Origin of the sequence: Ideonella flava (assembly GCF_051857595.1) — a bacterium.
Lineage (GTDB): Bacteria > Pseudomonadota > Gammaproteobacteria > Burkholderiales > Burkholderiaceae_C > Ideonella.
On record NZ_JBPZHD010000003.1, the window covers coordinates 162036 to 174012 of the forward strand.

At 68.4% G+C, this 11977-nt stretch carries 9 protein-coding genes; 2 read left to right on the forward strand and 7 right to left on the reverse strand.

The features are described from left to right. The first annotated feature begins 51 nt into the window (after positions 1–51). Together ACS5PM_RS07550 and ACS5PM_RS07555 are read left to right on the forward strand one after the other, a co-directional pair. Complete coding sequence (locus tag ACS5PM_RS07550) at positions 52–1494, forward strand: oligosaccharide flippase family protein (RefSeq protein WP_439386976.1); 1443 nt, start codon at positions 52–54, stop codon at positions 1492–1494. Between the two features lie 13 nt (positions 1495–1507). Continuing rightward, complete coding sequence (locus tag ACS5PM_RS07555) at positions 1508–2455, forward strand: glycosyltransferase family 2 protein (RefSeq protein WP_439386977.1); 948 nt, start codon at positions 1508–1510, stop codon at positions 2453–2455. Here ACS5PM_RS07555 and ACS5PM_RS07560 read toward each other — a convergent pair. The 7 genes from ACS5PM_RS07560 to epsF form a co-directional block, all read right to left on the reverse strand. Further along, positions 2422–3678 carry a glycosyltransferase family 4 protein gene (locus ACS5PM_RS07560; protein ID WP_439386978.1) on the reverse strand — a complete coding sequence of 419 codons (1257 nt, stop codon included), beginning with the start codon at positions 3676–3678 and terminating at the stop codon, positions 2422–2424. The two genes, ACS5PM_RS07555 and ACS5PM_RS07560, sit on opposite strands and share 34 nt — an antisense overlap. A 163-nt stretch (positions 3679–3841) precedes the next feature. Further along, the gene (locus ACS5PM_RS07565) at positions 3842–5686 is read right to left on the reverse strand and encodes a hypothetical protein (RefSeq protein WP_439386979.1); all 1845 of its coding nucleotides are present in this window, start codon (positions 5684–5686) and stop codon (positions 3842–3844) included. A 232-nt stretch (positions 5687–5918) separates the two neighbouring features. Continuing rightward, positions 5919–7778, reverse strand: a complete 1860-nt coding sequence (locus ACS5PM_RS07570; RefSeq protein WP_439386980.1) for a hypothetical protein — start codon at positions 7776–7778, stop codon at positions 5919–5921. A 167-nt stretch (positions 7779–7945) separates the two neighbouring features. Next, on the reverse strand, positions 7946–8644 hold the full coding sequence (epsI, locus tag ACS5PM_RS07575; protein WP_439386981.1) for an exosortase-associated protein EpsI, B-type: 699 nt from the start codon (positions 8642–8644) through the stop codon (positions 7946–7948). Positions 8645–8648: 4 nt separating this feature from the next. After that, a complete protein-coding gene (gene xrtB / locus ACS5PM_RS07580; protein WP_439386982.1) occupies positions 8649–9473 on the reverse strand; it encodes an exosortase B in 825 nt (274 codons plus the stop codon). Between the two features lie 140 nt (positions 9474–9613). Then, positions 9614–10525 (reverse strand): CpsD/CapB family tyrosine-protein kinase, encoded by a 912-nt coding sequence (locus ACS5PM_RS07585; protein WP_439386983.1) that lies wholly within the window; start codon positions 10523–10525, stop codon positions 9614–9616. 12 nt (positions 10526–10537) lie between these two features. Continuing rightward, positions 10538–11968, reverse strand: coding sequence for a chain length determinant protein EpsF (epsF, locus tag ACS5PM_RS07590; protein WP_439386984.1), 1431 nt, complete (start codon positions 11966–11968; stop codon positions 10538–10540). Between the last annotated feature and the right edge of the window lie 9 nt (positions 11969–11977).

Sequence of the window (11977 nt, forward strand, 5' to 3'; positions counted from 1 at the left end):
GGTGCGAAGGCTGCGGCGCGCAGCAGGCCGAAGCAGCAAGGAGCGTACCGCATGGCCGCCGCCGGACCGGTGATGCGGCACGGCGAAAGACCAACCATCTTGGTCACAATAGGCGGCTTCGCCCACGCCATGCCGCCACCACCCGCCGCCACATCGCCCGCCACCGGAACCTTGCGCCAACGGGCCGGCTCCGCCGCGCTGTGGATTGGCCTGGGCTTCGCCCTCACCCAGGCCGTGCGCCTGGGCAGCAGCATCATCCTCACCCGGCTGCTGGCGCCGGAGATGTACGGCCTGATGACGATGGGCACGGTCATCATCGCGGCGGTCGTGATGATGTCCGACTTCGGCTTCTCGCAAAGCGTCATCCACAACCCGCGCGGCGACGAGCCGGAGTTCCTCAACACCATCTGGACACTGCAGCTGGCCCGCGGCCTGGCGCTGTTCGTGATCATGAACCTGGCGGCGCTGGCGCTCTGGGGCGCGCACACCTGGTGGCCGGGCCTGCTGCGCGGCAGCTATGCCGATCCGAACCTGCCGCCGGTGGTGGCCATCCTGTCGCTGGTGCCCATCGCCATGGGGCTGGAGTCCACCAACCTCGCCCGGGCGCAGCGGGCGCTGGCCATGGGGCAGGTGGTGCGCAACGAGGTCATGGTCCAGCTGGGCGTGACCGCGCTGATGATCTACCTGTCCCTGCACTGGCCGGCGTACTGGGTGCTGCCGGTGGGCTGGCTGGTGTTCGCAGCCGCCGTCTCCGTGCTGAGCCACCTGACCCTGCCGGGGCCGCGCAACTGCCTCGGCTGGGACCGCAGCGCCGCTCACGCGGCCTGGCACTTCTCGAAGTGGATCCTGCTGTCCTCGCTGCTGACCTACCTGTTCCGCGAAGGCGACCGCATCCTGCTCGGCGGCATGCTTTCGACGGCGGAGCTGGGCATCTACGCGATCGGCGTGCAGCTGGTGAACGCCACCAAGGAGGTCATCTACCGACTCGCCGCCTTCGTGGGCATGCCGGCGCTGGCCGAAGTGGCTCGCGAGCAGCCCGACAGGCTGGCCCGCGTGTACCGCCAATGCCGCTGGCCCATCGATGCCGTGTGCGTAGCTGGCGCCGGGTTCCTGTTCGCCGCCTCCGATCGCATCATCGGCCTGGTCTACGACGGTCGCTACGGCGCCGCCGGACACGCCCTGGCGGTGCTGTCGCTCGGACTGATCGCCTTCCGGTACACGGTGATGGACCAGTACCTGATCGCCACCGGCGAGACCCGGCAGCTGTTCAAGCGCGGGGTGTTGCAGAACATCACGCTTTACACGGCCGTGCCCGTCGGATTCGCGCTGTGGGGCACGACGGGCGCCCTGGCAGGCATCCTGCTAGCCCAGTCCTCGGTGGTGCCGTTCATGTTCAAGGTGCAGCACGACCGCGGGCTGCTCGACTGGCGTTTCGAGATCGGGACGCTGGCCTTCTTCCCGCTGGGCTGGGCCCTGGGATGGCTCGTGAGCTGACTGCGTTGGCACCATGCAACTGACCACCATCATCGTGAGCTACAACACCCGGCACCTGCTGGACGACTGCCTCGCGTCGCTGCATGCGGCCGAGGCCGCCATCGGCGGCGGCGCCTGCGTGGTGGTCGACAACGCTTCACGCGACAGCTCCGCCGATCACCTGGCGCAACGGCATCCCGAAGTGCAGCTGATCCGCCTGCCGCACAACGTGGGCTTCGGGCGTGCCAACAACGCCGCCCTGCCGCACGTGCACACGCCCTTCGTGCTGCTGCTCAACACCGATGCCTTCATGACGCCGGAGTCGCTGCGCCTGTCGCTCGACTACATGGCCGCCCACCCCCGCTGCGGCGTGCTGGGCGCCCGGCTGCTCAATCGCGATGGCAGCCCGCAGCCCAGCGCGCGGCGCTTTCCGACGCCGTGGAACGTCTTCCTGCTGCAGGCCGGCCTGGAGCGCTGGTTCCGCGGCACGCCGCGGATCGACCCCAGCGACTGGGACGCCGACCGGCCGCAGGAATGCGATTGGGTGCCCGGCTGCTACTACCTCATCCGCAAGTCGGTGATCGACCAGGTGGGCCTCTTCGATCCCTTGTTCTTCCTCTACGCGGAAGAGGTCGACCTGTGCCGGCGGGTCAAGAATGCCGGTTGGCAGGTTCACTACTTCCCGGATGCGCACGTGGTGCACCTCGGAGGGGAGAGCGCCAAGGCCGAGGGCGAGGTGACGGCCAGCCGTCAGCTCGACGCCCTGTCCATCGAGAGCAACCTGCTGTACTTCCGCAAGCACCACGGCCGCGGCGGCCTGTTCGCCCACGTCTTCCTGGAGGGCCTGGCCGCGCTGCTGGTGGGCCTGAGGGAGCTGGCGCGGCGCAGCAGCCTGAGCCGTCTCGCGACAGGCCTTCAGCGCTGGCGTGCGACGCTGGGCCTGCTGCGTCAGACGGCGTTCGGCACCCGCCCGACGCGCTGAGCGGTCAGCGACCGGTACAGCCCCAGCCACTGCTGGACCACCTCCGGCCAGCGCCAATCGGCCGCCTGCGCACGCGCGGCGATGGACATCCGCTCCGCGAGGGCCGGGTCCTGCGCCAGCCGGTCCAGTCGATCCGCGATGCCGCGGGTGATCGCCTCCAGGCTGTCCGGCCGCACCAGGAAGCCGGATTCGCCATCCTTGACCAGGAGTTGCGGCCCGCCCCAGTCGAGGCACACCGGCGGCAGGCCGAGGGCCATCGCCTCCTGCACGACCATGCCGTTGGCATCCTCGATGCTCGGCAGCACCATGCCGCGGTAGGCATCGAAGCTGGCGATCAGGTCCTCGTGCCGCTCATACCAGTCGAGGAAGCGCACCCGGCCTTGCAGGCCGAGTTCCTCCACCACCTTCCGGCAGGTCTCCAGCTCGGGGCCGCGGCCGACCACATCCAGCTCTATCGGCAGCTGCGTCTGTGCCAGCGCGCGGATGGCGAGCGCCGTGCCCTTGTGGAAGACGAGCCGGCCGAAGTGCACGAAACGCAGGTTGACCCCGTGGTGCGTCAGCCGCGGCCGCGCCAGCAGCGACTCGGCCACGCCGCAGTCCACCGTGTCGACCAGCGTGCCGTCGTCCATGCCGGCGGCCAGCAACGACTGGCGCGTGCGCTCGCCACCGGCCACGAGCACCAGCTCGGCATCCCTTCGCAGCGGGGGCAGGCAGCGGCGCAGCCACTGCAGCGGCATGTGCAGCCGGCGGCGCATCCCGGCGCTGAAGCTCTCGTGCCGGCGGAAAAGCCGCGGATAGTAGATGTTGCCGTTGATCGGACCCAGGACGTTCGGGAAGCGGCGCGACAGCCACCGCGGCATCACCGGAGAATTCGGCTCGACCTGGTGGATCACGATCGCCCTTCCGGCGCTGGCAGGCTCGCGCGCCAGCTGCTCGGCCAGCCGCACGGCTTTCCAGGAGAACCACGGCCCGAGTGCCGGGCGAAAGACCACGCTTCGCCACAGCAGCAGTGACAGCCGGGTGTCCGACACGAAATGCACCCCGGCGAGGCCCAGGCGGGCGATCTCGGCGCGGTTGCGGTCGTGGGTGATCTGCAGCGTCTCCGGCAACACCCGTTTCAGCTCCCGCAGGATCTGCAGGGCCTTCATGGCCTCTCCTCCCATCTGCTCGCTCACGTTGGGCGCGATCAGCATCACCAGAGGGGGGACAACGGCATCGTTCAAGGGCGGCTCGGCAAGCTTCATGGGGCGGGACGCAGTGGCGCCCTGCAGCATAAGGCTTCACGCATCAGGAAAGAAAAAGGCTGGCGGGCGAGCGGAACAGGCGGCCCCCAAAAAAAAGCCGCCGGCTGGACGCCGGCGGCTTGTCTTGCAGGGGACGCTCAGGTCAGCGGGCGCAGCCAGCCCACCAGCAGTCCTTGGTGTCGCGGTAGGGCAGGACGGCTTGCCACTTGACGTTGTTGTTCTGGAACTCGGTTTCCTTCAGGCCCCAGACGCCGTACTTGCTGGGCGTGTACACGTGGTTGAACATCGTGTAGATCGTGCCGCCCACGGCTTGCCAGTCGGTCAGCGTGCGGGTGTAGGCCGTGGCCATGCGCGGGTCGCGGTTGGCGGCGGTCATCAGGTTGAGCCACTGCTGGTCGGTGTCGCCGGGGTACATGATCAGGTGCTGGCCACCTTCGTAGGCCAGCATCGGCAGGCCGCGGGTCGACGAGACGTTCTTGTTGGCCGTCATCCAGGTCTTGACCTGAGCGACCGCGCCGTCGATGTAGGACTCCTTGGTCTTGCCGTACAGGGGCGGGGTGACCTTGTTGCCGTTGGCATCCTGGCCCAGGATCTCCTGGAACAGCTTGCCCACGCCGCCGTCCGAGTCGGTGTACCAGGTCTTCACCGTGCCGCGAACCGCCGGGTCACCGATGTAGCCACCGAAGTACGGGGCGACCGCCAGGCCGTCCATGCCCTTGTAGCAGGCCTGCCCGCCCATCTTGGACAGGGCATACGGGCAGTCGAGCTGCTGCTGGCCGATCCAGGAATTCGAAGCCTGGCCGTTGAACACGCACTTGACGCGGGAAGCATCGGCACCGAATTCGGTCTTGACGATCTTGCACAGCTGCGCGGCGCGCATGCCATACCAGCTGGGCTGCAGCTCGTAGACGCTCACGCCCTTGGCGATCTGGTCAGGCCAGGTCGCGGCGGCCTGGTCACGCATCCACAGGGCCTGGCTGAAACCGTAGTTCCAGGGCTCGTTGCTGTACTCGAGGATCAGGTTCAGCTTCGGCGCCAGCATGCCCTTGATCTGGCGGGCGAACTTCAATGCGTAGTCGTCCGTCGCGTGGGTCGGCAGGTTGACCCAGGGGTCGGCGCCGACTTCGTTGGCCAGCGAAACCATGGCGTTCACCGGCACGCCGGCGGGGCCGGTCCACAGCGCATCGGCCAGGCGCGGGCGGTCTTCCCAGTTCGCCAGGGGCGAAGAGTTGGTCTTGTTCCAGTCCAGGAAGCGCAGGGTGCGGAAGCCCTTCAGGTCGGCGACGAACTGCGGGTGCCAGATGCGACCGGTCGTGTTCTCGAAGGTGACCAGGCTGCCCAGGCCCTTGCTCGCGCATTCGGCGTCGGTCAGCGCGAAGACGGCGCGGTTGCCCGAGCAGACGCCGCCCGGGGGCAGGACACGGATGTTGCGGATGTAGTTGCTGGGGTTGGTGGCGCTGATGGTCAGCAGCAGGCCCGAGGAGTCGCTGTTGGTGACCTGGACGACGTCACGCCCGGGCTTGGACTCGGCGGCCACCTTGGTGCCGGCCATGGCGTATTCGATGGTGCCTTCGCCCTCGTACACTACGGTGTACTTGCCGGCGGGGTGGACGCGGCTGTCGTCCTGGAACATCAGGACCGACACGCGGCGGTACTTGACGTTGGTGTCGTTGGCCGCCGGCAGGCTCGTGGGCCAGCCGTTCGCGTCCAGGTTCATCTTCGACTGCTCGAGCGTGTCCCAGCCGCTCTGGCCGTTGGTGAAGTTGTTGCAGCCGGCGTCCTTGGGGTAGCTGCACTGGGTGAACCAGCCGCCCGCGCGCTTGAACTGGTCGACGGTCGGCATGTCGGGCGAGTAGTACTCGAAGGCGTTCAGGTTGACGCCAACGCCGTGGTTGGACGGCACGCCATAGGCGTGGGCCGCGCCGGCGAAAGTGAGGGCCACGACGGCGCCGAGAGAGGCGCGGCGGGCGGTCAGTTTGATGTTCATGGGTGGCAAACCTTAGGGGGAAGGGAATTCGATGCAGGAGGAGGCCAGTGCCGCTTCACCGAACAACACCGATCTGCATGAGCGACGAAGAGCTGATCGACGTCACACCCGGGGCGTGAACCTGACGACCGCAAGAAAAGCCTCGCTTCTGAAACGAAAGGCAACTCGGGGGTGATCCATGCGTTTATCCGCGGATCGAGGCCTACAGCCTTGAAATACACGGCCGGGAGCGTCACTGCTCGCAACCCGGCCACCAGCAGGCCAGGCCGTCGCGCTGGGCGCGGACGGCCTGCCACTTGGTGCTGTCGTCGGAGAACTGCGTCTCCTTGAGTCCCCACGCGCCGGCCTGCGAGGGCACGGCCAGGTGGTTGAACCAGACGAAGAGCTGCCCGCCGGCGGATCGCCAGTCGGACAGATGGCGTTCGTAGGCCCGCCCCATGCGGCGATCGCGGTTGGCGGCCACTATCAGCTTCAGCCAGGCCGGATCTTCGACACCGCCGGGCGGCGTCAGGTGCTGGCCGCCTTCGTAGGCCCACATGGGCAAGCCGTGGGCATCGGCCACGGCCTTGGCCGCGCGCATCCAGCCGGCCGACTGGGCCAGGGCACCGGCGTCGGCGGCATCTTTGTGGCCTTGCAACGGGGGGCGAGCACGGGCGCCCTGGGGATCCTCGGCCAGCAACTCCTGGAACAGGCGGTTCAGGCCGCCATCGGGATCCTTGGGCCAGGACACCACCGCCGTCCGCAGGCTTGGCTCGGCGAGGTAGCCGCCGAAATAGGGCGCGATGGCCACCGCGTCGACGCCCTTGGCGCAAGCCTTGCCGATCTGCGCGGCCGCCTGAGGGCAGGCCAGCACTTGCCGGATGAGTTCGGGATTGGCGGCCTGGGTGTTGACCACGCATCGCACCGGCGCCGCCTGGGCGCCCCATTCGGCCTTGACCATCTGGCAGATCTGCACCGACCGCCACGCATACCAGTTGTTGGCCAGCGCGACGTCGCCTCCGACCTTCCTGCCGGCCCCGGGCCACTGCGCCTGCGCCCGCTGGTGCATCCAGCCGGCCACCGGGAAGGCCTGGTTCCAGGGCTCGTTGGCGTACTCGACGATGGCGACCCGGCCGGGCGGAAGCTGCTGGCGCAGCAGCTTGGCAAAGCCGCGCACATAGTCGTCGCTGGCCCGCATCGGCAGGTTCAGCCAGGGGTCGGCCCCGGCGACGCGGGACAGGTCGAGCATGGCCTCGATGGGCACGCCGGCATCGCTTGCCCAGATGGCCGCATCGGGCTGCGCGCGCTCGCGCCAGTCGGTCACGCGCGTGCTGTTGGTCTTGCCCCAGTCCATGAAGCGAAGCACCCGAAAGCCCCGCAGGTCCTGCACGAAGCGCGGGTGCCATCGGCGCTCGGCCGGGAACTTCTCGAAGGGCACGAAGGCCCCTTGAGTCTTCGGTTCGCACTCCGCCGGTGTGGCGGCGTAGCGGTCGAGATCCTTCGCGCAAGCGCCGCCCGGCGGGAAGACACGGATGTTGCGGAGGTGGTCCTTGGGATCGGTGGCCTGGATGGCGATGCGCCAGCCGCCGTCGGCCTGGTTCGAGACCTCCACCACGTCGCGCCCTGGGCGGGACTCGCGATCGATCTTGCGGCCGAGCAGGTCGTGCACCAGCACGCCCTTGCCCTCGTAGGTAACGATGTACTTGCCCGCCGGGTGGGCGTGGCCGTTGCCGTTGAACAGCAGCACGCCGACCGACCGGAAGCGGACGTTCGGGTCATCCGACGCGGGCAGCCGCTTGACCCAGCCTTGCGCGTCGAGCTCGAGCCGATCCTCCTCGCGGGTATCCCAGGAGCTCGCCTCGCCGCTGAAGCCCTGGCAACGGGTGTCACGGCTGGGTTCGCACTGGGTCAGCCAGCCGGAGCTGCGCTTGAACTGGTCGACCAGCGGCAAATCGGGGCTGAAGTAATCCCAGGTGGCGAGGTTGAGTCCGATGCCGGAACGGGCTACCGCCGGCGAACCGCCGAGGGCGGCCAGCAGCAGCACCGAGGCGAGGCAGGCCCGCCGCCAGCCGCAAAGCTTCTCCCTCCCGACCTCAGCCGAGCCCTCCTCCACGCCGCCAGCTCCCGAATTTGAATGATCTAGCGCCCTCCCGGATTAGGGGTTGCGCATCCAGCGACAGATCATGCATTCAGTGCCCCGCCCGTGCAGTGACAGGACTCCCGCAATTGGTAAGAGATTGCTGCTGTTATGGGTGAGTAAAGTAACGAGGCGTATCGTCGTCACGGGAGCGCGGCGAGCCGTCGCCGGGCGGCCGGCGTGAGGCTGGCGAGCAGGTCCCGGATGAACTGGTCCTGCAGGGCAAAGGCGGCCGCGGTGTCGATGTTGATCGACGAAACCCGAACCAGCATGCCGTCCACGATCTCGCCCCGCAGCCCATGGCGGATCTCGGCCAGGCGCTTGTCCAGCCCGCTCATCGTCAACTCGTCGCCGATCACCGTCCAGTAGGTCACCGGCTCGTGCCGGACGGTGGAGAAGGTGGTCTCGAGGCGTCGCACCGGGATCCTCCCGTAGGGCAGGTCCAGCCTGTCCTCGCGACGACCTTCGAGCTGGAATCCCTGGGCGGGATAGCAGACCTCCGGATAGTGCATCTGCAGGCTCACGTCGGACTGGTCGGCGCCGTAGGCGATCGACAGCATGATCCGCTCGCCCGGGCCGCGCACGTAGGTTCGCTCCAGCGTCTCGGTGTAGATGCGGCGCAGCAGTTCCTCCGTCTGCGGGTTGACGACGATGCCCCGCGCCCGCGGATCGACGACCCAGCCGGCGAATCGCTCCGGCACCGCCTCGGCCAGGGTGAACTGTCCGCGCCGGTCGGCCATGCGTCGCGTCGGGATGAGCGCGGCGCCCAGCGTCGATGCGCCGACCATGAGCGCCGCCAGCACGGCCGCACGGCGGTTCAGCGGCGGCGTGTCGGCGGCCATCGGGTCAACTCGCCGGGCGCGCCCAGCGCAGAAGCGAATCGCAGCCCACGATGAGCATCAGCGCCGACAGGAACAGCACCATGCCTGCCAGCCCATGCAGGAAGCCCTGGCCCGCGGCGTCGCCGAGGTGGTAGGTGATCAGGGACAGGGCGATCACACGGATCACGTTGGCGACGAAGGAGATGGGCACGATCAGCAGCGCCAGAAGCACGTTGCGCACCGTCGACGAGAAGCGCACGACGTTCAGGTAGAGCAGGCCCATCGCCTCGAGCGTGAACAAGGTGTACAGGCCGGCACAGGCGTCGGCGACCAGCAACTGGTAGGGCCCGACCTGCAGGATGACGCCGCTGCGCGCCACCGGATAACCCACGGCATAGAGGAGGTCGGCCGCCACCGACGACACGGCGAGCTTCATCGGCTGGGTCACCGCTTCGACCAGCGCCGCCGGCAGCGGCACCAGGAAGAGCATGAACAGCAGCGGGAACCACATCGCCCGCGCCGCCCGGACACCGCGGAACAGCAGCAGGATCCCCAACAGCACGGGGACGGCCGACAAGGCCTGGGCGCTCAGGATGCGCTGCGAACGGCCGAACACGTGCAGCAGCAGCGCCACGGCCAGGATCGCCCAGCCCCAGGCGGGCCGGGTGAGATCAATGCCCGCCCGTGGCTCGGCGAGCGCGCTGCGCTGGCGCCAGAACAGCCACAGGCAAAGTGCCAGGACGACCGGGCCGTGCCCCTGCTCGTCGGTGGACCAGACCGTCTGGAACAGGTCGCGCAGCGTCGGGCCGTACAGCGCCGCCAGGCCCGCGGCCGCGAGGGCCCACGGCACCCACCTCGCCGAAACCTCGGACGTCGGAGCCGGCGGGACGGCCGTCGATGGCACGGCGGTGGGCCTCTCAGGCCAATGTGGCTTGGCCACTTTGCTGGCCCCCTGGGGGCGGGAATGACGCCGTCATTGCCTGGGGGTTCTCAGTACTCGTTCATCACCACGCCAGCCAGGCGGGTGTTGGCGGATTGCAGCGAGGCGACCAGGTCCTGCAACTTGGAGATCTTGCTGGTGTTGCGCCGGGCGACCACCAGGGCCGCCCCGCACCGGGCGGCCACCACCACCCCGTCGGTGCCGAACACCGAGGCCGGTGAATCGATCAGCACGTGGTCGAACTTCGAGGTGAGTTCGCGCAGCAGCAGGCCGAAGGCCGGGCCCTCGACGAGCTCCAGCGGGTTCGGCGGCTGCACACCGACCGGCATGACCCAGAGGTTCGGCACGTCAGGCACCGCCTTGACCACGTTCTTGCCGCCCCGCCCGGCCAGCAGGTTGGACAGGCCCTTGGAGTTGTCGACGCCGAAGATCTGGTGCATGCGCGCTCCTCGCATGTCCGCATCGACCACCAGCACCTTGCCGCCCAGCTGGGCCAGCGCGACGGCGAGGTTGGCGCAGAAGTAGGTCTTGCCGTCGCCGCTGTCCGGGCTGACCACGGCCAGCGCGCGGCGCATCGTCTCGTCCTCGGTGTGCATGCGCAGCAGGATCTGGCTGCGGATGGCCCGGAAGGCCTCGGCCTGGTGGCCGAAGGGCTGCACCAGCGCCACCAGCTCGGGATTGGCCTTGCGCCGGTGCTCGTCGCCGTACGCATACTGGAATTGCTGCGACAGCGCATACAGCACGTCCTCGGCGTTGGCGAGTCCCAGGGCGATCGCGGCCTCGCCGAAGCGCATCTTGTGCTCGCGCTGGTACTTGCTGATGCGCTCCACGTCCTCGGCCGACAGGTTGCGCGCATCCCGGATCAATTCGCCGATGGCGCGGACCTTGGTCTCGGCCACGTCCATCGGCGAATGGATGGAATCGGAGAAGTCGTGCTGGGTGGGATCCCCGGTGTCGCTCATGGACTGCTCTGGTTAGGCCTTCGGAGGCGCCGGCAATCGGCGCCCCGAGATCATGCGGTCCTGGTTCTGGGCCAGCTGGACCCGCATTCGCCGGCCGATGGTCGGCGTGGGCATGATGCCTATGACGGGCAGTCCCAGGGCACTGAGCGCGTCCGACGGGACGCGCAGACGCTTGTCCAGTTGCTCCAGCGCAAAGGCGACGCCCAGCCCGACGGCGACGCCGAAGAACATGCCGATCAGCATGTTGGCAGCCACCTTGGGCGAGGAAGGCGCCCCGGGCGGCGTGGCCCGCGCCAGCATCGACGCGTTGCTCTGCCGGTTCTGGCTCTCGAGATTGCTCTGGTTGTAGCGGTTGAGCAGCAGGTCGTACGAGCGCTGGGCGTTCTCGACATCCCGCTGCAGCACGCTGCCCTGGTCGCGCACCTGTTTCAGCCTCAGCACCTTGGCGCGCTGCTCCTCCAGGCTGGCGCGGACCTGCCCCTCGCGGGCGCGGTCGATGTTGGCGCTGACCGAGACGCTGCCGGTCACGTTGCGGGTCTCGGTGGCCAGGCGGTTGCGCAGCTCCGCCAGGGTCGCCTTGGCCTCGAGCACCTGCGGGTGCTGGTCCCCGTAGCGGGCATTGAGCTCCTTGACCCGCGCCTCCGCACGGCCGACATCCGCCTTGATCGCCGCGACCAGCGGGTTGTTCAACACGTCGGACATCCGGTCGGCATTGTTGGCCACCTGGGCCTGACGGCTGGAGGATTCGCTGCTCAGCGCCTGCGTCGAGACCAGCTGCTGGCTCAGCATGTTCAGCCGGGCCATTTCGACGTCGTAGCGCTCGTCGGTGACGATGATGCCCTGGTCCTGCTGGAACTTGGACAAGCGCTGCTGCGCCGCCTCCAGCGCCGTCCTGGCCTCGTCGACCTGCTTGCCGAAGAAACCACTGTACTCCCGCGCCGGGTCGACCCGCAGCTCGACCGCCGTCTCGAGGTAGGCCTGCACGAAGGCGTTGGCGATGGTCGCGACGAATTGCGGCTCGGTGCCCCGGTAGGCCACGTTGACGACGTTGCTGCCCGCCCTGGCGACTTGCACGTCCAGGTTCTTCAGCATGAACTCGACCAGCCAGTCCTCGATGGTGCCGTCGCCCTTGCTGACCTTTTCCCACAGCTTGCGGATGGGCGGCACCTCGGTCAGCTTGAGGTTGCGCACCACCCGCAGGGCCACCCGGTCGCTGCGGATCACCTCGACCTGGGTGTTCATCATCGCCGGCGAGGCGGCGCCGCCGTAGAGCATCGAGGTGACCGGATCCGGCTTGATGTCGATCACCAGCGTCGCGGTGGCGGTGTACATCTTGGGCGCCAGCATCGTGTAGCCGATCGCGGCGCCGAACACCAGCGCGAAGGCCAGAACCGCCGGCAGCCAGCGGGCCTTCAGGACGGCAATGACATTGGCCAGATTCATGATGGGATT

What these genes read in the sequence shown, in the direction of transcription:
- ACS5PM_RS07550 (WP_439386976.1), top strand. Translation starts at nt 52, where the DNA reads ATGGCCGCCGCCGGACCGGTGATGCGGCACGGCGAAAGACCAACCATC.
- ACS5PM_RS07555 (WP_439386977.1), top strand. Translation starts at nt 1,508, where the DNA reads ATGCAACTGACCACCATCATCGTGAGCTACAACACCCGGCACCTGCTG.
- ACS5PM_RS07565 (WP_439386979.1), bottom strand. Translation starts at nt 5,686, where the DNA reads ATGAACATCAAACTGACCGCCCGCCGCGCCTCTCTCGGCGCCGTCGTG.
- epsI (WP_439386981.1), bottom strand. Translation starts at nt 8,644, where the DNA reads ATGGCCGCCGACACGCCGCCGCTGAACCGCCGTGCGGCCGTGCTGGCG.
- ACS5PM_RS07585 (WP_439386983.1), bottom strand. Translation starts at nt 10,525, where the DNA reads ATGAGCGACACCGGGGATCCCACCCAGCACGACTTCTCCGATTCCATC.
- epsF (WP_439386984.1), bottom strand. Translation starts at nt 11,968, where the DNA reads ATGAATCTGGCCAATGTCATTGCCGTCCTGAAGGCCCGCTGGCTGCCG.